We start from the raw sequence: 21786 nt of genomic DNA, 5'->3' as shown, positions 1-21786 counted from the left end.
TCTCAGAATATAATGGAATGTAGACATATAGTATGGTGGTAGTCAGTAGTAGAATTATTCAATTACTTATATTGCTTGAGTGAAAGTAAAGGCATTATTAATGCTTAATGTTGATTTTTAGCACTTTGTAATACTTTAAACACAAATTCAACGCACAGCTACGTTTACATAAATGATGAAGTAAATTGAAAAGGGGGGAGACTTTTGCCTTTTGTACATCTTCAAGTGAAAAGCGCATATAGTCTTCTAACAAGTTCTGTTAGACTTGATAAACTTGTTAGCAAGGCGAAGGACCTTAATTTTAAAGCATTGGCATTAACAGATTTTCAAGTAATGTATGGAACAGTACCGTTTTATAAATTATGCAAAAAAAATGGAATTAAGCCAATTATAGGATTAACAATTAAAGTTTTAGATGAATCGAGCGAAGAACAACAAACAACAGCCTTAGTATTGTTAGCCGAGAATAATAAGGGTTACAGAAATTTAATTAAAATAAGTAGTGCTCTGCAAACAAAATCTGTTGAAGGTCTCCCAGAAAGATGGTTAAAAAGCTACAGTGAAGGACTAATTGCAATAAGCCCCAAAAGCGAAGGACTTGTAGAAAAATATCAATTTGAACAAACAGATGAAAAAATAATTGAAGTGATACGAAAATATATGACTATTTTTGGTGAAAATTCATTTTACTTAGGATTACAAAAATCTAGTAATCATAATGATGATTTTACAAGTGAAACGATTTCTTTAAGCAAGAAAATAGGGGTGCCAGTAGTTGCTACAAATGATGTTTCATATATAGAAAAAGAAGATTTTATTGCTCAACAATGTTTATTAGCCATTAAGAATAATGAAAAGCTTTCAGAAGATCTTTATGAACTAGATCATTTACATGAAAATAATCTAAAGTCTGCTAAGGAAATGGTTAGCATCTTTGAACAATTTCCTGAGGCGCTTGAGAACACGATTCATATCGCTAATCGTTGTGAAGTGAACCTTGAATTAGGAATTTCACGGTTACCAAAATTTCCGACAGCAACTAAACAAAGTGCTGATGAATTCTTAACAGAATTATGTCTAAAAGGATTGGCAGAAAAAAATTGTGAAGATGATTTCGTTTATAAAAAAAGATTGGCATATGAATTAGAAGTAATAAAAAAAATGAAATTTAGTGATTACTTTTTGATTGTTTGGGATTTTATGAAATATGCTCATGAACATAATATCCTTACAGGACCTGGGCGTGGATCTGCAGCTGGTTCACTTGTGTCTTATGTTCTTAATATTACAAATGTAGATCCTATAAAACATAAATTGTTATTTGAGCGTTTTTTAAATCCTGAACGAATTTCAATGCCTGATATAGATATTGACTTTCCTGACACTAGAAGAGATGAAGTTATTGACTATGTAGCAAAAAAGTATGGAAAGATGCATGTGGCACAAATTATTACATTTGGTACATTAGGAGCAAGAGCAGCTATAAGAGATGTTGGAAGAGTACTGGGAGCTTCACCAAAGGATACCGATATTCTTTCAAAATTAGTACCTTCTCGTCCTGGAATATTACTTTCAGATGCCCTAAAAGAATCTCAAGCATTAACAAAACTTATTAACTCAGATTCATTATTTTATAAGATTATTGATACAGCCTTGAAGGTTGAAGGATTACCAAGACATACTTCTACACATGCAGCAGGAGTTGTACTAAGTGATCAGCCTTTAACAAGCATTGTTCCAATCCAAGAAGGTCAAACAGATGTTTATCTAACACAGTTTTCAATGGATTTCTTAGAAGAACTAGGGTTATTAAAAATGGACTTCTTAGGATTGAGAAATTTATCATTAATTGAAAACATAACAAAATCAATACAACGTGGAGAAAGACAAGTTGTAAACTTAATGAACATATCTTACCAAGATCAAAAAACATTTGAACTTTTAGCAAATGGTGATACAACAGGTATATTTCAGCTTGAATCAGAGGGGATGAGAAGTGTTTTAAAGCGTCTTAAACCCACCAATCTTGAAGATATTGTAGCCGTTAATGCTTTATATCGACCTGGTCCAATGGAGAATATTCCAATTTACATAGATCGTAAGCATAATAGAAGTGAAATTGATCTTATTCACCCTGCACTGGAACCTATTTTACGAAATACCTATGGTGTAATTGTGTATCAAGAGCAGATTATGGAATTGGCTTCCACAATTGCAGGTTTTTCTTTAGGAGAAGCAGATTTATTAAGGAGAGCAGTGGGAAAAAAGAAAAAAGAAATTCTAGATAAAGAGAGAGTCCATTTTGTAACAGGTTGTATTAAGAAAGGATATAGTGAGCAGGTAGGTCATGCTATTTATGATTTGATTGTCAAGTTTGCTAATTATGGATTTAATAGAAGCCATGCGGTTGCTTATAGTATGATTTCCTATCAATTAGCTTACTTAAAAGCTAATTATCCTATCTATTTTATTGCAGCTTTATTATCAAGTGTAAGTGGAAATGAAGATAAAGTTACACAATATGTTAGAGAAGCTAAACAAAAGGAATTGACTATTCTACCTCCTTCAATAAATAAAAGTGAATATCGATTTTCTGTTGAAGGTAATAGTATCCGTTTTAGCTTAACAGCAATTAAAAATGTCGGTGTTTCTGCAATTAAAGAAATATTCCATGCAAGAAGGAAAAAACGCTTCACGGATTTATTTGATTTTTGTATTCGAGTTTCGATGAAAATTGTTACGAGACGAACAATGGAGCAATTAATCTTTGCCGGTGCAATGGATGAATTTGAAGAAGATCGAGCAACGTTATTAGCAAGCTTAGATGTTGCAATCGAACATGCTGAGCTAATGAAACCAGCTGATGATAATCAATTTGACTTGTTTTTAGATGATGAATTTATGTTAAAGCCGAAATATATTGAAGTTGATCCATTTAAAATAGATGAAAAATTAAAGTTTGAAAAAGAAGCTTTAGGATTTTATTTTTCGAGTCATCCTGTTGAAATCCATCGTCCTACATTTGATTTATCAGGGGCAGTAAATATATCGGAATTATCCTCAAAACTTGATAAAAAGGTCTCAGTTGGAGCCATGATAGTAAGTAGTCGAACAATAAGGACGAAAAAAGGCGATAACATGTCATTCATTATGATAGGAGACGAAACAGGTGATGTAGATGCAGTGTTATTTCCACAAGTGTATATGAAACATAGTGAGGAGCTTAAACTCAATCATATTTTTCTGTTCGAAGGAAAGGTGGAAACGCGTGACGATCGACTTCAGTTTATTGTCAATCAAATGGTTGCTGTTGATGAGATAAAAACTGAAGAGTCTAAAGCAAAACTATTTATAAAAATCGACAAAGATTCAATGGATCAACAAAAACTACTTGAAGTGAAAATACATTTGAAAAACTTTCAAGGTACTACGCCTGTTTTTGTATATTACGGTAAAGAAAAGGTAACCGTTAAACTTCCTAGTGAGTTTTTCATCTCACCATCTGAAGAATGTTTGGAGGGTTTAGTAAAGATACTCGGAAAAGAAAATGTTGTTCTGCAAAAGAGATAATAGGGACATATATTGACCAGCTATGAAATGTAATAGGGTAATATATTCTTTACAAACGTCTGAATTATGTTATCATTTAGTAATGATCAAAAGTGGTCTGACCACTTTTTTGAATATAAGTGCATAGCTCCTCAGAAGAAAAATAATATCTTTTTCTATGTAATAAGCATTTTTAAATATAGGGATTAGAACTCAATTCCTACTATATTAGAATGTCTTATAAAAAATGCTAAGCCTTAGCAAGGTTCTTTTCGTTTTTTTATATTGCTGTTTATACAAAACGAACAACGAATATGAACGTAAACAACCTGTCATAATTTCTTGTTTATATCAAACTCATAATTTTTGTTGCTAATTACGTTAATTAGACGAAGAAAAATGGACGATAACAAGGGGAGTGTTAAAAGTGTCATTACGAGAAGAAGCCTTACATATCCATAGAGTTCATAAAGGTAAACTAGAAACAAAATCAAAAATACCGGTAAGAAATGCACATGATTTAAGTCTTGCATATTCACCTGGTGTAGCAGAGCCTTGTAAAGATATTTATGATGATAAAAATAAAGTTTACGATTATACAATGAAGGGCAATATGGTTGCGGTTGTTTCTGATGGTACAGCTGTTTTAGGTCTTGGTAATATTGGCCCTGAAGCAGCACTTCCCGTAATGGAAGGCAAAGCTGTGTTATTTAAGAGCTTTGCAGGAGTTGACGCTTTTCCAATTTGTTTAAATACAACTGATATTGATACAATCATTAACACAGTGAAGCTCTTAGAGCCGAACTTTGGTGGAGTTAATTTAGAAGATATTGCAGCACCTAATTGCTTCGTTATTGAGGAACGCTTGAAAAAAGAAACGAATATTCCTATTTTTCATGATGATCAACATGGTACAGCAATCGTAACGGTCGCTGGACTTGTTAATGCTTTAAAAATTGTAGGGAAAAGCATGGGGAAAATTCGAGTTGTAGCAAATGGAGCTGGTGCTGCCGGAATTGCCATTATTAAATTATTATATCGTTATGGTGTCAGAGATATCATTATGTGTGATTCAAAAGGGGCCATTTACGAAAACCGCCCATATGGAATGAATGATGTGAAGGCAGAAGTAGCTAAATACACCAATCGAGATCAAGTTGAAGGCTCACTTTCTGAGGTGCTTACAGGTGCAGATGTTTTTATTGGTGTCTCAGTTGAAGGGGCATTAACAGCAGAAATGGTTAAATCTATGAATAGTGGTCCTATTATCTTTGCAATGGCAAATCCAGTACCTGAAATTATGCCTGAGGATGCAAAATCAGCCGGAGCAATGGTTATTGGTACTGGAAGATCAGATTTTCCTAACCAAGTAAACAATGTACTAGCGTTTCCTGGTATTTTTAGAGGGGCTTTGGATGTTAGAGCGACTCATATTAACGAACAAATGAAGATTGCTGCTGTAGAGGCCATTGCGTCATTAATTTCAGAAGATGATTTAAATCCTGAATATGTTATCCCAGCTCCATTTGACCCTCGCGTGGCACCAGCAGTTGCATCTGCTGTTGCTAAAGCAGCAATGGAAACTGGAGTGGCTAGAATCAATGTTGATCCTGAGGAAGTTGCGGAAAAAACAAGGAAACTTGCCATAATCGAATAAAAGTGAGTGATATGTCTTTGACAGCTGCACAATCGAAAGTTTATATTGAAATCCTTCGCCACATAAAAGCATATATTTCTGAGAAACAGCTTTCTTATGGAGATAAAATTCCTTCTGAAAGAGAGTTTGCAGAAAAGCTTAAAGTAGGCAGATCATCTGTTAGAGAAGCATTAAGAGCTCTAGAATTATTAGGTATGATAGAAACAAGAAGAGGCGAAGGTACGTTTCTAAAAGATTTTAGAGAACATAACCTTATTGAAATACTTGGCACTTTTATTTTAGAAGATTCGAAGGCAATTGATGATATTTTTGAGATGAATACTATTCTTGAACAAAGTGCCTTAAACTTAATATTAAACACAAGTCATGAGGAAGCTCTTAAGCAGCTAGCTCGTAAATTAGAAGAAAATAGTATGATAACCAGATATGAATTTATGAATAATATTGTTTTAATAGCTAATAATCATTTGCTTTCTCGAATTTGGAGAGTTCTTAATGAATATGTTCATTTTGTTGCAAAGGGTAATAAAGTAGATACATATCCAAAGGAATATTTTGAAAATCTAGTAAATGCCTTATTAATTAAAAATCCAGAAAAAACGATGAAAGCCTACCAAATGTTAGCACTTGAAGAAAATGTCGAATAGGTGATGACAATTTTCAACACCATACAAGCTAAAAATTCTTTAAAGTAGGATATATATAAGCTCTATGTGTATGACTATCACTAGGAGATTGTGGAGAAGTGAATGCCTGTAATGGGAATGATCACAAAAATTCCAACTAACACAAAGTAAAAAACTAGAAATAAAATGTTTTAATAGAGAAACGTTAATAAGGGAGGTACTGTTTTGCTCAAAGATTTATTTTCAAAACCAAAGAAAAAAAAGTATGCTTCAATTCCTTCTGAGCAAGCAAAGCAAGATGTTCCTGAAGGTATTGTTTTGAAATGTTCAAGCTGTAAAAAGATTATGTATACAAAAGAATTAACTAAAAATTTAAAGGTTTGTATGAATTGTGGCTATCATCATCAAATGAACGCTAAAGAACGAATTAAAAGCTTATTTGATGAAAATACCTTTGTAGAATATGATAAAGAAATGATGTCAGAAAACCCATTAAATTTCCCTGGTTATGAAGAAAAGCTAGAAAAAGATCGAAAGAAAACTAAGCAGAATGAAGCTGTTGTAACTGGTGAAGGTATGATTAATGGATTTAAAACAACGGTAGCTATTATGGATGCCAGCTTTAGAATGGGAAGCATGGGTTCTGTAGTAGGTGAAAAAATAACGAGAGCGATTGAGAAGGCGAACGATCAAGGATTACCATTTATTATTTTAACAGCCTCTGGGGGAGCTAGAATGCAAGAGGGTGTGTTAAGTTTAATGCAGATGGCGAAAACTAGTTCAGCTTTAAAGCATTTTAGTGACAATAGAGGATTAATTATTTCAGTTATGACTCATCCAACAACAGGTGGAGTTTCAGCTAGTTTTGCATCTTTAGGTGATTACAATTTTGCAGAGCCTGGTGCACTTATTGGGTTTGCTGGAAGAAGAATCATTGAACAAACAATTCGTGAAGATCTACCAGAAGACTTTCAAACTGCTGAATTTTTACTTAAACATGGCCAGTTAGATGCTGTTATCCATCGAAAGGATCTTAAGGAAACTCTAGGAAACATCCTTGATATTCATCAACCAGGAGGTGAGTTAACTTGGTAGGAGAATTGGAATTTGAAAAGCCTGTTGTGGAGCTTAGAAAAAAGATTAGTGAGCTTAAAGAGTTTACTAGTCAATCAGATGTGGATCTTTCTTCAGAAATAGAAAAACTTGAAGCAAGATTAGAATTTTTAGAAGGTGAGATCTACACAAATATTAAACCATGGGATCGAGTACAAATTGCCAGACATCCAAGTAGACCTACAACACTGGACTATATAGAACATATTTTTACGAACTTTCTTGAATGTCATGGTGACCGTTATTATGGTGATGATGATGCAATTGTAAGTGGAATTGCAAAATTTAATGGTATGCCAGTAACAGTAATTGGTCATCAGCGCGGAAAAGATACAAAAGAAAATATTCGTAGAAACTTCGGTATGCCACATCCAGAAGGATATCGAAAGGCACTAAGATTAATGAAACAAGCAGATAAATTTAATCGACCGATCATTTGTTTTATCGATACAAAAGGTGCATACCCAGGTAAAGCAGCTGAAGAGCGTGGACAAAGTGAAGCAATTGCCAAGAATCTATTTGAAATGGCTGGCTTATCAGTACCGGTAATATGTGTTGTAATTGGTGAAGGTGGTAGTGGCGGAGCTTTAGCATTAGGTGTCGGCAATTACATTCATATGCTGGAAAATTCTACTTACTCTGTTATCTCTCCAGAAGGTGCTGCTGCATTGTTATGGAAGGATTCAAGCTTAGCAAAAAAAGCTGCTGAAACAATGAAAATAACAGCTCCAGACTTAAAAGAACTTGGTGTAGTGGATGAAATCATACCAGAGGTAAAAGGCGGAGCACATAAAGATCTATCAGTTCAAGCAAAAAATATTGAGATAGTTCTTGCTGATTCCCTTAAGTCATTATCTGTTATGACTGGCGAGGAATTAAAGCAACACCGCTATGAAAAATATAAAAGAATAGGTCAAGTATCGTTTGCGGATGATTTACTTGGGGTAAAATAGATAAAACGTGAGGCCACTAGGTCCACGTTTTCTTTTCGAAATTGAACTGTATTGAAAAAGGGAATAGAATAATCTAAGTTATTTAACTTTCTTTTTTGCTGAATCCAATGAATGTGAATTGTTTTAGGTATTTCAACAATTATTTTATAAAATTACATAATTCAATAAACACAGTAGATAATTTATTGTATAATGAAAAAGGTTCAATAAAAGGTTATTCGACAAAAAGTGAGTATTTGAATTTGGCAATTGTTGTGATAACTATGTATTCATGGTATTTTTGTTATAGATAACAATTGCCATTTAATTATAGTGGGGTGAAGTAAGTTGAAAAAAATAGGTGTCCTAACTAGTGGAGGAGACTCACCTGGTATGAATGCAGCTGTTCGTGCAGTTGTACGTAAAGCAATTTATCATAATGTAGAAATCTATGGTATCTACCACGGGTATTCTGGATTAATAAATGGACAGATTGAGAAATTAGAATTAGGATCTGTTGGAGATATTATTCATCGTGGAGGTACAAAGCTGTACACTGCTAGATGTCCTGAATTTAAAACAGTTGAAGGACGTATGAAGGGTATTGAACAATTAAAAAAACATGGAATTGAAGGACTAGTTGTTATAGGTGGAGATGGCTCTTATATGGGAGCGAAAAAACTAACAGAACATGGTTTTCCATGTGTTGGTGTTCCAGGAACAATAGATAATGATATACCTGGAACAGATTTTACAATTGGTTTTGATACAGCTCTCAACACAGTAATCGATGCAATTGATAAAATTCGTGATACAGCAACATCACATGAACGTACATATGTAATTGAGGTTATGGGAAGACATGCAGGTGATATTGCTCTTTGGTCTGGATTAGCTGGTGGTGCTGAAACAATCTTAATTCCAGAAGCTGAGTATGATATGGACAGTATTATCACTCGTCTTAAAAGAGGTCATGAAAGAGGAAAGAAACATAGCATAATTGTTGTCGCTGAAGGTGTTGGTAGTGGAGTTGATATCGCTAAGCAAGTTGAAGAAGCTACAACATTTGAAACACGTGTTTCTGTACTAGGTCATGTTCAGCGTGGAGGCTCGCCAACTGCTTTTGATCGTGTTTTAGCAAGTAGACTTGGTGCATTTGCAGTGGAGTTACTACTTGAAGGAACGGGTGGACGCTGTGTTGGTATTCAAAAAAATGAGCTTGTTCATCATGATATTTTGGAAATTTTAGATCAACCACATACAATTGATGAAAATATGTATCAATTATCTAAAGAGTTATCCATCTAATAGTTTGGGTGGTATCGTTTTCACAAAAGATGAAAAATATATGTGAAGTATAAGAAGAACAATGAATTGATATAGAAAAATTGAGACTAGCTTCATGTTTTAACATATGCTGGTCTCTAAACCACTAGATGGTAGGAGGAAATTGTAAATGCGTAAAACGAAAATAGTATGTACGATTGGCCCGGCAAGTGAAAATATTGATAAGTTATCAGAATTAATGGAAGCTGGGATGAATGTTGCTCGTTTGAACTTTTCTCACGGCGATTTCGAAGAACATGGTGCTAGAATAAAGAATATTAGAGAAGCTTCTGTAAAATTAAATAAAAATGTTGCTATTCTTTTAGATACAAAAGGACCAGAAATTCGTACAAACACAATGGAAAATGGTGCAATTGAACTTGAAGTTGGTAAAGAGATCATCGTGTCAATGGAAGAAGTTGTAGGTACAACAGAGAAATTCTCAGTTACATATGAAGGATTAATTGATGATGTTCATATTGGATCAACTATATTGTTAGACGATGGTTTAATTGAACTTGAAGTTATTGGCTTAGACCAATCTAAAGGTGAAATTAAAACAAAAATTAATAACAGTGGTACATTAAAGAATAAAAAGGGTGTTAATGTACCAGGTGTAAGCGTAAAACTTCCTGGAATCACTGAGAAAGATGCAAGAGACATTGTATTCGGTATAGAACAGGATGTTGACTTTATAGCCGCTTCATTTGTTAGACGTGCATCAGATGTTCTTGAAATTCGTGAATTACTTGAAGAACATAATGCAGGTCACATTCAAATAATTCCTAAGATTGAGAATCAAGAAGGTGTTGATAATATCGATGAAATTCTTGAAGTATCTGACGGTTTAATGGTTGCTCGTGGCGATCTAGGCGTTGAAATTCCTGCTGAAGAAGTACCATTAGTACAAAAAGAATTAATCCGTAAATGTAATGCATTAGGAAAACCTGTTATTACTGCAACTCAAATGCTTGATAGTATGCAACGTAACCCAAGACCGACTCGTGCAGAAGCTAGTGATGTTGCAAATGCAATTTTTGATGGAACAGATGCTATTATGCTATCTGGTGAAACAGCTGCTGGGACATATCCAGTTGAAGCAGTGAAAACAATGCACAATATTGCTTCAAGAGCTGAACAAGCATTAGATTACAAGCAAATCCTTTCAAAACGTAGTACACAGGTAGGTACTACTATTACTGATGCGATTGGTCAATCAACAGCTTATACTGCGCTAAATTTAGGTGTTGCTGCAATTGTTACTCCTACAGAGAGTGGACATACTGCAAGAATGATTTCAAAATATCGTCCTAAAGCACCGATTGTGGCAGTTACTGTTTCTGAATCTATTTCACGCAAGCTTGCTTTAGTTTGGGGAGTATACCCTAGAAGTGGTAATCATTCAACGACTACAGATGAAATGCTTGACAACTCAGTAATTGAAGCAATCAATAGTGGCTTTGTTACTCATGGTGACTTAGTTGTCATTACTGCTGGTGTTCCAGTTGCAGAAGCTGGTACAACAAACTTAATGAAAGTTCATGTTATTGGTGATGTTATTGCCAAAGGACAAGGTATTGGTAGAAAATCTGCATTTGGTAAAGTAGTTGTTGCAAGTACTGCACAGGAAGCTCAAGATAAAATGAAAAAAGGTGCAATTCTTGTTGCTCAAGGAACTGATCGTGATATGATGAAAGCACTTGAACAAGCTTCTGCATTAATTACTGAAGAAGGTGGATTAACTAGCCATGCAGCAGTTGTTGGCTTAAGCTTAGGAATTCCTGTTATTGTTGGTGTTGAAAATGCAACATCATCATTGAAGGATGGTCAAGATATAACAGTAGATGCTGTTAGAGGTGTAATTTACCAAGGACATGCAAGTGTACTCTAAAATTTTGTGTATGAAAATATAATAGCTGTTGGTTGTTAGCTTAAGAGAAGGGATATTCCTTCTCTTTTTTGCTATAATGAAATAGAATGGTAGGGAGCTTCAAGAGAAAGTTAAGAGGTGAACACATGAGATTATTAATGCTTTTAATCATCATCATACCTGCAATTGAGATAGGTGTTCTAATTCTTTCTGGTAGAACCATAGGAGCTATAGCAACAGTTTTGTTAATTATCTTAACTGGAGTTATTGGGGCATGGCTTGCTAAGCAACAGGGAGTAGAAACATTAAGAAATGCACAACAGCAAATGAAATATGGTCAAGTTCCAGGTGTGGCAATAATTGATGGTCTTTGTATTTTAGTTGGGGGATTATTATTACTAACACCAGGCTTTATCACAGATACAGTTGGTTTTCTTTTACTAATACCAATCACTCGAAATAAAATAAAACCATTGATCTTAACAATGATTAAAAAGATGATTGATAAAAATCAAATAACGATTATTCGATAGATAGTTCTTTATCAATTTAAGAGAAAAACTAAAATGGAGGTTTTTTAACTCCTTGATAGTGTTGATTGCTGTATTTCGTAAATACTGCAATCAACATATTTTTTAAGTTCATGAGTTTTAGGCGTGATTCATTAAAGCTTTTATTTACTTTATTTTTGTTGACCACCAATTACAAACTTCCAAACATCCTCATATACTCCTGCTCTGTGTAAAGTTTTAATGATAACTAATACAACAGGGCCAGCAATTAACCCTAGAAATCCTAATAGCTTGTATCCAACAAAAAGCGAAATAAGTGTTGCGAGTGGATCTAAACCTATTGTCGAAGAAAGTATTTTCGGTTCTGATATTTGTCTTTGGACCATGACAATGATGTATAAAGTACTGATTCCGATTGCAAGTGGTATACTGCCACTAAATGATAAATAAATAATCCAAGGAATGAAAACAAGTCCGGTTCCTAGGTAGGGAAGTATATCAACTAGCCCAATTAACAAAGCAATTGTTATTGCGTATTCAACTCTAAGAACAAGGAGACCGATGAGAACAATAATTGTTGTTATCGAAATAAGTGTTGCTTGAGCACGAATAAATCCAATAAGTGCTTTTCTTAATTCGTCAAAAATTGTTTTACCACTTTTTCTAGCTCTCTGTGGCAAAAATACAGATAATGTAGCTTTAAATTTATACCAATCTTTACTAATAAAAAAAGTAGCAAGTAATGAGAAAATGATAACGGTAGCAGCATTTGGAAGGAAACTGATCAGGACAGGTATTTTTTCTAAAAAGTCCTTTATAAAAGTTCCAGCACTTGAAGCAACTTGCTCGCCAATACTTTGTATGTTAACTATAATTGAATGCTGTTGGTTTGATCCAAGAGTATTAAATAAATATGTAAGCTGATTGTATAAAGGCATGATTTTTGTTACAAAAAAAGTTTCAATATAAACAGCTAACAAATCTAAATGACCTGGTAGTACCTTTGCTAAATATGTAGTACCAGTTACAATTTCTGCTACCAATAGAATAAGCGCACCTGCTATTACTCCAATCAATAAAATGATAGCTAAAACAACAGCTATCCCTCTTGGAATTCTCACCTTTTTCTCTAAAAAGTTGACAAATGGATTTATGAGCATGGCAATGAAAATCGCTATAATAAAAGGGTAAATTAAGGTAGAAAGATAAAAGCTAATAATAAGACTAAGGCAAACAACTCCTAAAATGAGGAGAAGTCGTAATGAACTATATAGATAATCCAAATTCAAATTGTTTCCCCCGTTCATTTTTCGTGATCAGTCTTGAATAATAAATACCAAACTTCCGAAAATTTATATGATCATCAAAACAATCTTTAGTCGAGGATCATTTTCATCACCCGTTATTTATGAGCAAGAATACGAAAGCATAAAAGTAAATGTTAAAAAGTCTAGTCCATATAGGATGTTTATTACAAATATAGCTTGTTTATACTAGTTGAATTGAACGCATTTATAGATTTAATTCGTACAATAATTTAACAACACAGATTTCATAGGAGGACATACTTCATGTTTAACCAATCTTTTTTATTTTTGATCATTTTATTAGGGGTAGGATTAATAGCTAAAAATCAGGCATTAATAATCGCAACTTCCTTTTTAATGATCATTAAATTAATTGGCTTAGATACTAAAATATTGCCAACTGTCGGTGCGAAAGGTATTAATTGGGGGGTAACGATTATAACAATTGCTGTCTTAGTTCCTATTGCAACAGGAGATATTGGATTTAAACAGCTTGGTGAGGCACTAAAATCTACTTATGCATGGATTGCTTTAGCTTCTGGAATAGCAGTTGCATTAATAGCTAAAAATGGAATAACACTGTTAGCCGAGGATCCACATATAACAGCGGCGCTTGTTTTAGGGACGATTTTAGCTGTTTCACTGTTTAATGGTGTTGCTGTTGGACCACTAATTGGAGCAGGGATCGCTTATATAGCTATGCAAGTTGTGAAATTTTTCAGCTCATAAACAAATTTGATCCACAGTGAATTTTATTAATGAGAAATTATTTCCGTTATTTGGATTGTGCAGATTTCCTAAAATGTACACTAATATAACAAATTTATGGTATGGTTATATCAGTAGGGTTGATTCGTGAACTAAATATCTTAAAAAACATTTTTCTAACAAATTTTTTTGTTGTTTGAGTTGTTTTCATTCACAAAAGTCTGATAATTGTTTATAATAGATATAGGTTCAAAAAAATCAGTGCCTACAAAAATACTAATCCCCTGGCTAATTAAGAAAAAAAGTACAAGTGAATAGGTACATAAAAATCTGCTTGTAATGCGGGTTAGAGTAAGTTTGATAGGTCACACTGAAAGTTGTTCATTGTGTCTATTTTTTAAGTTAAAAATGTAAGCATTTACTTTTTTCTTTGCTTGCATGTGAGCAAGCGCTCAATCGTCTTAAAGTTTAAAGGAAAGAGCATTTGGGTATTTATACTTGATTAAATCCCTTGCTCAAATAAGGATCGAGTATCTTTTACATATGAAAACTATGAAAAAGCCATAATATATATGTTTTCATAGTTATTTCTTTAAACTTATTGATGAAAATATGGGGAATAAAAGGTAAAGGAGAGATTTATATGACAGCAACACGCGGTCTTGAAGGAATCGTAGCGACTACTTCATCTGTTAGTTCAATCATTGATGATACTTTAACATATGCGGGTTATAACATTGATGATTTAGCAGAAAATGCTAGCTTTGAGGAAGTAGTCTATTTACTATGGCACAGAAAGCTTCCAAATACAGATCAATTAAATGAAATTAAGAAACAACTTGCGGAGAATGCAAAAATTCCACAGCAAGTTATTGACCACTTCAGAACATATCCTATCAATAGTGTGCACCCAATGGCAGCTCTTCGAACAGCTGTATCTTTACTTGGCTTATTTGATGAAGAAGCAGATGTGATGGATACAGAAGCTAATTACAGAAAAGCAATCCGTCTACAAGCACAGCTTCCAATTGTTGTAACATCTTTTGCTCGTATTCGTAAAGGGTTAGAGCCAATTGAACCAAGAACTGATTTAACAATGGCTGCTAATTTCTTATATACATTATCTGGTCAAGAGCCTGATGAAGTAGCTATTGAAGCATTCAACAAAGCTCTGGTTTTACATGCCGATCATGAATTAAATGCTTCTACATTTACAGCTAGAGTATGTGTGGCTACACTGTCAGATGTTTATTCTGGAGTTACTGCTGCTATTGGAGCTTTAAAGGGACCATTACATGGTGGAGCTAACGAAGCTGTAATGAAGATGCTTGCTGAAATTGGTGAAGTTGAAAACGCTGAAAGCTACATTAATGAAAAACTAGCTAATAAAGAAAAGATCATGGGATTCGGCCACCGTGTCTACCGTCAAGGTGATCCTAGAGCTAAGCATTTAAGAGCTATGTCTGAAAAACTTACTAAATTAACAGGTGAACCAAAATGGTATGAAATGTCAATGAAAGTTGAAGAATTAGTTACTTCACAAAAACCATTACCACCAAATGTTGATTTCTATTCTGCATCTGTATACCACAGCTTAGGTATAGATCACGATTTATTTACTCCAATCTTTGCTGTAAGTCGTGTTTCTGGGTGGTTAGCTCATATTCTAGAACAATATGACAACAATCGATTAATTCGTCCTCGTGCGGATTATGTTGGTCCTGATAAACAAGTATATGTACCTGTTGATCAACGCAGTTAATAAAAGGTCATATTATAGTAAGTGATCCTCCCAGCTTTAAGGGAGGATTGCTTTACGCATTCGTTATTTTATTTGTACTAAATAAAAGACTGTTTTCTCTCATTATTGCTTTTGAATGTATGATAGAAATGGATCATGTGCATTACTTCCTTATAATTTCTTTTGGTACAATGGTTTTTAGAAAATAACGAAGATAACATAATTTTAAAAAAATAAAAACATCAACACTTAATATTTCAGTGATCTATTGATACAATAGATAATTGAAAGTACATAATTTGGGAGGTTATTAATTTGACACAAGGTGAAAAAATTTCAGTTACAAACGGAGTACTTAACGTACCAAACAATCCAGTTATCCCATTTATTGAAGGTGACGGAATTGGATCAGATATCTGGGCTGCCGCTTCACGTGTATTAGAAGCAGCTGTTCAAAAAGCATTCAATGGTGAAAAGGAAATTGTATGGAAAGAAGTACTAGCTGGTGAAAAAGCTTTTAACCAAACTGGTGAGTGGTTACCTGCTGAAACATTAGATGTTATTCGTGAATACTTAATTGCAATCAAAGGACCTCTTACAACACCAATCGGTGGTGGAATTCGTTCACTGAATGTTGCTCTACGCCAAGAATTAGATTTATTTACTTGTTTACGTCCTGTACGTTATTTCCAAGGTGTGCCTTCACCAGTTAAACGTCCAGAAGACACTGATATGGTTATTTTCCGTGAAAATACTGAAGATATTTATGCTGGTATTGAGTATGCAAAAGGATCTGAAGAAGTAGAAAAATTAATCAACTTCTTGAAAAATGAGTTAGGTGTTAATAAAATCCGTTTCCCAGAAACATCTGGTATTGGTATCAAACCTGTATCTCAAGAAGGAACAAGCCGTCTTGTAAGAGCAGCAATCAACTATGCAATCGAGCATGGAAGAAAATCAGTAACACTTGTTCACAAAGGAAACATCATGAAATTCACTGAAGGTGCTTTCAAAAACTGGGGTTATGAGCTTGCTGAACAAGAATTCGGTGATAAAGTATTCACATGGGCTGAATATGATCGCATTGTTGAAAAAGATGGTAAAGATGCTGCTAACAAAGCTCAATCAGATGCAGAAGCTGCAGGCAAAATTATCATTAAAGATTCGATTGCAGATATCTTCTTACAACAAATCTTAACACGTCCTCGTGAATTTGATGTTGTTGCAACAATGAACTTAAACGGAGATTACATTTCTGATGCACTAGCAGCTCAAGTTGGTGGAATCGGAATCGCTCCTGGAGCAAACATTAACTATGAAACTGGTCATGCTATATTTGAAGCTACACACGGTACTGCACCAAAATACGCAGGACTTGATAAAGTAAATCCATCTTCTGTTCTTCTTTCAGGGGTTCTTATGCTTGAACACTTAGGTTGGACTGAAGCTGCAGATCTAATTACAAAGTCAGTTGAAAAAACAATTGCTTCTAAAGTTGTAACTTATGACTTTGCTCGTCTAATGGATGGAGCTACAGAAGTGAAATGTTCTGAATTTGCTGATGAACTAATTAAAAACATGGGATAATAAGAAAAGAAATACGCTTTATTAGTAAACGTTAAAAGATGTAGGGGAGCTCTTTTGGTAGGTAGATTGAATGTAAACATTCTTCTAGGAACCTAAAGTAGTTCCCCTTTATTTGGATATAATCATATATTAAGGAGATGTTTATATATGGCTAATAAACGTAAAAAGGTTTCTGTTATTGGTGGAGGCTTTACTGGAGCAACCACTGCATTTCTATTAGGTCAAAAAGAATTGTCTGATGTTGTGTTAGTAGATATTCCTCAAATGGAAAACCCTACAAAGGGGAAAGCGCTAGATATGTTAGAAGCAAGTCCTATACAAGGATTTGATGCAAGCATAACTGGCACTTCAAATTATGAAGATACAGCAAATTCAGATATTGTGGTTATAACTGCTGGTATTGCTAGAAAACCAGGAATGAGCCGTGATGATTTAGTATCAACTAACGCTGGAATAATGAAAAGTGTCACAAAGGAAATTGTAAAGAACTCACCTGATTGCACAATTATTGTTTTAACAAACCCTGTTGATGCAATGACCTATACTGTTTATAAAGAATCAGGCTTTCCTAAACACCGTGTAATTGGTCAATCTGGTGTACTTGATACAGCACGATTCCGTACATTTGTAGCACAAGAACTAAATTTATCTGTTAAAGATATAACAGGCTTTGTGTTAGGTGGTCATGGTGATGATATGGTGCCATTAGTACGTTACTCATACGCTGGTGGAATACCATTAGAGACTCTTATTCCAAAGGAACGTTTAGATGCTATTGTAGAAAGAACGCGAAAAGGTGGCGGTGAAATCGTTAATCTATTAGGTAATGGAAGTGCATATTATGCACCCGCTGCTTCTTTAGTAGAGATGGTTGAAGCGATCCTAAAAGATCAACGCCGGGTTCTTCCAACAATTGCTTTTTTAGAAGGTGAATATGGATTTGATGGTATTTACTTAGGTGTGCCAACAATTCTAGGTGGCAATGGAATAGAGAAAATTATTGAATTGGATTTAACAGAAGAAGAAAAGGCCGCTCTTCAACAATCTGCTGATTCTGTTAAACAGGTAATGAAGGTATTATCATAATAAGGGATGAATATACTATACTAAGGCTTAAACGTTCAGAAATATTTCCCTGATAACTGTGAGAAATAGTGTGTTTTTTTTAGAAGAAAAGCTGTCACTAGATTTTTGATAATGCTGTTTTCTTAAATAACCAATGAAAATAGCTTATATTAAAGAAAGTTGGGGGAAATACCTCAATTTTCTTTTTTGTACATAAAATGCATCCATAGTAATTGTAGCAGGAAGTAGATTTTTACCCTACGAGAAAAAGGTGGAATATTAATGCTTCTAGGAAAGAAAAGAAAGCTAGGTAGACAAATAGGAGAAATAACTATTGGCGAAAAGTTATCATTAACAGAGAAAATTGAAGATAAAGATATCCTGTTATATCTTGGTTTAACAAATGATGCTAACCCCCTGTATATTCAACATGATTATGCATCACAAACTCCATATGAAAAACCACTTGTACCTAGTATTATGCTGACTGGAATTATAACAGCTGCTGTTTCAAAATACCTACCTGGTCCAGGAAGTCATATCTTAAAGCAAGAGATCGAATTCCTCAAACCGATATTTCATTATAGTATTGTTCAATTTATGTTCGAAGTGACAGAAGTTTTTATTGAGGAAAATAAAATTATTGTTCAGATTGTAGCTGTTAATGCTGATGAAGAGAAAGTTTTAGATGGGAAAATTACTGTATGTCCCCCATGTAAGGTTACTCCGATTGAAGGAAAAGCACTAGAAAATTTCTAGTGTATAGATGTAGTTTAAGCCCTGAATTATCTTATAAGAAAGTACTGATAATAGAGAGCTACTAAATGACTTCGGAATAAAGCCGGAGTCATTTTTATTAATTCAAAATCTACCTTTCTATTTTTTTGAAACCAATAGTTGCTCTTTTTCACTAATATTCGCTAGAATAGATATAACACATAGAGAGAAAAAAGTTTTAGTTAATCATTAACTTGGATCATTCGAAGGGAAATATATACTTTGGAGGCTTATATGAGTAAGAAAATACTAGTAGTAGATGATGAACAATCTATTTCAACATTGCTAAAATATAATCTGGAACAAGCAGGTTATACTGTTATAACAGCAGTGGATGGTGAGGAAGGCCTGCAAATGTGTATGAAAGAAGAGCCTGACTTACTTGTATTAGATTTAATGCTACCGAAAATGGACGGAATAGAAGTTTGTAAACAGCTTCGTCAAAGGAAGATAATGGTGCCTATTTTAATGTTAACAGCAAAAGATGATGAATTTGACAAAGTACTTGGCTTAGAATTAGGCGCTGATGACTATATGACAAAGCCATTCAGTCCTAGGGAAGTAGTTGCGAGAATAAAAGCCATACTTAGAAGAAGTCAAACTCAAATAGAACAACAAGAAACAAAAGAGTATGATGAGGAAAACCAAGTAATAATAGGTGATTTAAGGGTGTTACCAGACCATTATGAGGCTTATTATTCTAAAGAAAGATTGGATTTAACACCAAAGGAATTTGAATTACTTATTTATCTAGCCAAACATAAAGGTCGAGTTCTTACACGAGATCAGCTATTAAGCGCTGTTTGGAATTATGATTTTGCGGGTGACACTAGGATAGTTGATGTACATATAAGTCATTTGCGAGAGAAAATTGAACGAAATACAAAAAAACCATTATATATTAAAACGATTCGTGGACTAGGTTATAAGTTAGAGGAGCCAAAGGTGAATGAGTAGGTTTCGTTCCAGGTTTTTATTTGCTCTAACTACATTAATCATTGCCGTACTGGTTGGATTAGGTTTATTATTGGGGCAAATTTTTGATAGCTATTATATGAATTCTTTTAAAGATGAGTTGAGAAAAGAAGCGTTGTTAGCAAAATCAATTTTTTTAGATGAACAGTTATCGGGGGAGTCAATCTCTAACCTTGTAGCTGAACTAAGTGAAAATTTCAATTCTCATATAACGATTATTGATCAAAATGATAAAGTGATCTTAGATGAAGGGGAGAACACCAATCATGACCATCAATTTTTGTTAGAGGAAATACTTCCACTTATTAAAAGTGAGGGCAAGGCTTTTTATTACACAGATAAAAATAATAATTTAGCTTATTATAGTATCCCTCTAAATGAACAAAGTAATGATGAAGGTGTATTGATTATCAATTCATCTATCGACTCGTTAATTCGAGTCAATCAACAGATGTGGGGTATATTAGGTGCGAGTTTAGGATTAGCATTTATTATTATTTTATTATTAGGTATTAGAATAACAGCACAATTTACACGCCCGATTGAATCTGCTACCCAAGTGGCAATGGAGCTTGCAAAAGGAAATTATAAAGCAAGGACATATGAAGACCACTTAGATGAAACAGGAATGCTTAGTCAGTCAATAAATATACTTGCTAGAAATTTACAAGACATGACAAGGGCACAGGAAATGCAGCAAGACCGACTTCAGACATTGATAGAAAACATGGGTAGTGGACTGATTTTAATAGATGGAAGAGGTTATATCAATTTAGTTAATCTTGCATATAAAGAATTATTTGATGTGGATTCTGCAAAATTCCTTTACCAACTATATCATGATGCGTTTACACATCATGAAATTATCGAGATTGTTGAAGAAATTTTTATGACTGAGGTAAAGGTTAGGAAACAACTTCACTTGCCACTGGCAATTGAAAGAAGGCACTTTGAGGTTTATGGTGCGCCAATTATTGGGACAAATGATGAGTGGAAGGGAATTGTTCTTGTTTTCCATGATATCTCAGAGTTGAAAAAATTAGAACAAATGAGAAAAGATTTTGTGGCAAATGTTTCTCATGAACTAAAAACACCAATTACTTCAATTAAAGGTTTTAGTGAAACACTATTAGATGGGGCGCTTAGTGATAAACAAACTGCGGAATACTTTTTATCAATCATACTAAAAGAAAGTGATCGTTTACAATCACTTATACAGGATCTTTTAGATTTATCTAAAATTGAACAACAAGGATTTCAATTGTCTGTTCAAAATTGTGATTTAAAAGAGATTATAGAAGATATAAGGATTATGTTGGAAGGTAAGGCGAAAGAAAAAGAGGTAGATTTAACGATCCGTTACCCGGAAGGCCTGGTCTTTATTGAAGGAGATATCTATCGTTTAAAACAAATTTTTATCAATTTAATTAGTAATGCGTTAACTTATACTCCTAAGGAAGGCTCTGTAGCTGTTACTCTAGAAAACTTTAATGAATATACAATGATTACTGTATCAGATACCGGAATTGGGATTAGTACGGAAGAAATACCTCGAATATTTGAGCGTTTCTACAGGGTAGACAGAGCAAGAAGCCGAAACTCTGGAGGAACAGGTCTAGGGCTAGCAATTGTTAAGCACTTAGTGGAAGCACATAAGGGACAAATAAGTGTACAAAGTAAAATTGGAGAAGGAACGACCTTTTCAGTGAAATTATTTAAAAAGTGGATTGATAAATGATCTGCTATTGTATGTAAAGAGGACAAAGGGATGAATGTGGTTTTTTCGACATAATTTACAATTAATTTACACCAAATTTATTATTGCTTAATATTCAATTGGTATTATACAAAGTGAAAACCCCTTCATCCAAGGAGCCAATCTTTTGGACATGAGCACAATCTGCTCATGTCCCTTTTTTTATTTTATAAAGAAAAAGGTTCTTATTATTGGATCTATATGTATACTTTCTCCCATTACATTTTGACATTTTCATTGTTCTAGACAAAGTAAAAGCTAAATGAAGGGACAATAACTAAAATG

The 21786-nt window shown here is 33.9% G+C and carries 16 protein-coding genes; 15 read left to right on the top strand and 1 reads right to left on the bottom strand.

The features are described from left to right. Nucleotides 1-204 precede the first annotated feature (204 nt). The 8 genes from dnaE (at nt 205) to FS935_RS14155 (ending at nt 11606) form a co-directional block, all read left to right on the top strand. Nucleotides 205-3570 carry a DNA polymerase III subunit alpha gene (gene dnaE / locus FS935_RS14190; protein WP_146949302.1) on the top strand — a complete coding sequence of 1122 codons (3366 nt, stop codon included), beginning with the start codon at nt 205-207 and terminating at the stop codon, nt 3568-3570. Nucleotides 3571-3976: 406 nt separating this feature from the next. Beyond that, nucleotides 3977-5206, top strand: coding sequence for an NADP-dependent malic enzyme (ystJ, locus tag FS935_RS14185; RefSeq protein ID WP_146949301.1), 1230 nt, complete (start codon nt 3977-3979; stop codon nt 5204-5206). A gap of 17 nt (nt 5207-5223) precedes the next feature. Beyond that, nucleotides 5224-5853 carry a FadR/GntR family transcriptional regulator gene (locus FS935_RS14180; RefSeq protein ID WP_158638613.1) on the top strand — a complete coding sequence of 210 codons (630 nt, stop codon included), beginning with the start codon at nt 5224-5226 and terminating at the stop codon, nt 5851-5853. A 204-nt stretch (nt 5854-6057) separates the two neighbouring features. Further along, complete coding sequence (gene accD, locus FS935_RS14175) at nt 6058-6927, top strand: acetyl-CoA carboxylase, carboxyltransferase subunit beta (RefSeq protein ID WP_146949299.1); 870 nt, start codon at nt 6058-6060, stop codon at nt 6925-6927. Further along, a complete protein-coding gene (gene accA, locus FS935_RS14170; protein ID WP_146949298.1) occupies nt 6921-7898 on the top strand; it encodes an acetyl-CoA carboxylase carboxyl transferase subunit alpha in 978 nt (325 codons plus the stop codon). Before accD ends, accA begins: the two co-directional genes overlap by 7 nt. 327 nt (nt 7899-8225) lie before the next feature. Beyond that, nucleotides 8226-9185, top strand: a complete 960-nt coding sequence (gene pfkA, locus FS935_RS14165) for a 6-phosphofructokinase (protein WP_146949297.1) — start codon at nt 8226-8228, stop codon at nt 9183-9185. A 148-nt stretch (nt 9186-9333) separates the two neighbouring features. Continuing rightward, nucleotides 9334-11094 (top strand): pyruvate kinase, encoded by a 1761-nt coding sequence (gene pyk / locus FS935_RS14160; RefSeq protein WP_146949296.1) that lies wholly within the window; start codon nt 9334-9336, stop codon nt 11092-11094. A 125-nt stretch (nt 11095-11219) separates the two neighbouring features. Continuing rightward, a complete protein-coding gene (locus tag FS935_RS14155; RefSeq protein ID WP_146949295.1) occupies nt 11220-11606 on the top strand; it encodes an FxsA family protein in 387 nt (128 codons plus the stop codon). A gap of 149 nt (nt 11607-11755) precedes the next feature. On the opposite strand, the gene ytvI is transcribed toward FS935_RS14155, so the two are convergent. Further along, nucleotides 11756-12874, bottom strand: coding sequence for a sporulation integral membrane protein YtvI (gene ytvI / locus FS935_RS14150; protein ID WP_146949294.1), 1119 nt, complete (start codon nt 12872-12874; stop codon nt 11756-11758). A gap of 282 nt (nt 12875-13156) precedes the next feature. Between ytvI and FS935_RS14145 the strand changes: the two genes are divergently transcribed. The 7 genes from FS935_RS14145 to pnpS all read left to right on the top strand — a co-directional run bounded on the left by FS935_RS14145 (nt 13157) and on the right by pnpS (nt 21483). After that, entirely contained in the window at nt 13157-13621 is a 465-nt protein-coding gene (locus FS935_RS14145; RefSeq protein WP_146949293.1) for a DUF441 domain-containing protein, read from the top strand. A 622-nt stretch (nt 13622-14243) separates the two neighbouring features. Continuing rightward, nucleotides 14244-15362 carry a citrate synthase gene (citZ, locus tag FS935_RS14140; RefSeq protein ID WP_146949292.1) on the top strand — a complete coding sequence of 373 codons (1119 nt, stop codon included), beginning with the start codon at nt 14244-14246 and terminating at the stop codon, nt 15360-15362. A 294-nt stretch (nt 15363-15656) separates the two neighbouring features. Next, on the top strand, nt 15657-16928 hold the full coding sequence (gene icd, locus FS935_RS14135) for an NADP-dependent isocitrate dehydrogenase (RefSeq protein ID WP_146949291.1): 1272 nt from the start codon (nt 15657-15659) through the stop codon (nt 16926-16928). 147 nt (nt 16929-17075) lie between these two features. Beyond that, nucleotides 17076-18014 (top strand): malate dehydrogenase, encoded by a 939-nt coding sequence (gene mdh / locus FS935_RS14130; protein WP_146949290.1) that lies wholly within the window; start codon nt 17076-17078, stop codon nt 18012-18014. A 261-nt stretch (nt 18015-18275) separates the two neighbouring features. Further along, nucleotides 18276-18752: a MaoC/PaaZ C-terminal domain-containing protein gene (locus tag FS935_RS14125; protein ID WP_146949289.1), complete on the top strand. Its 477-nt coding sequence runs from the start codon at nt 18276-18278 to the stop codon at nt 18750-18752. Nucleotides 18753-19004: 252 nt separating this feature from the next. Further along, nucleotides 19005-19727: a response regulator transcription factor gene (locus tag FS935_RS14120; RefSeq protein ID WP_146949288.1), complete on the top strand. Its 723-nt coding sequence runs from the start codon at nt 19005-19007 to the stop codon at nt 19725-19727. After that, nucleotides 19720-21483 (top strand): two-component system histidine kinase PnpS, encoded by a 1764-nt coding sequence (gene pnpS / locus FS935_RS14115; protein ID WP_146949287.1) that lies wholly within the window; start codon nt 19720-19722, stop codon nt 21481-21483. Before FS935_RS14120 ends, pnpS begins: the two co-directional genes overlap by 8 nt. Nucleotides 21484-21786 lie beyond the last annotated feature (303 nt).

The sequence above is a fragment of the Metabacillus litoralis genome (genome assembly GCF_007994985.1).
Classification (GTDB): domain Bacteria; phylum Bacillota; class Bacilli; order Bacillales; family Bacillaceae; genus Metabacillus; species Metabacillus litoralis.
Note: the sequence above shows the minus strand (reverse complement) of the source record. Positions and strands in the feature narration are given on the sequence as shown.

Bases quoted from the DNA above. Each gene is read 5' to 3' on its own strand.
- pnpS (WP_146949287.1), top strand. From the start codon at position 19,720: ATGAGTAGGTTTCGTTCCAGGTTTTTATTTGCTCTAACTACATTAATC.
- FS935_RS14125 (WP_146949289.1), top strand. From the start codon at position 18,276: ATGCTTCTAGGAAAGAAAAGAAAGCTAGGTAGACAAATAGGAGAAATA.
- FS935_RS14120 (WP_146949288.1), top strand. From the start codon at position 19,005: ATGAGTAAGAAAATACTAGTAGTAGATGATGAACAATCTATTTCAACA.
- citZ (WP_146949292.1), top strand. From the start codon at position 14,244: ATGACAGCAACACGCGGTCTTGAAGGAATCGTAGCGACTACTTCATCT.
- FS935_RS14155 (WP_146949295.1), top strand. From the start codon at position 11,220: ATGAGATTATTAATGCTTTTAATCATCATCATACCTGCAATTGAGATA.
- FS935_RS14145 (WP_146949293.1), top strand. From the start codon at position 13,157: ATGTTTAACCAATCTTTTTTATTTTTGATCATTTTATTAGGGGTAGGA.
- mdh (WP_146949290.1), top strand. From the start codon at position 17,076: ATGGCTAATAAACGTAAAAAGGTTTCTGTTATTGGTGGAGGCTTTACT.
- pyk (WP_146949296.1), top strand. From the start codon at position 9,334: ATGCGTAAAACGAAAATAGTATGTACGATTGGCCCGGCAAGTGAAAAT.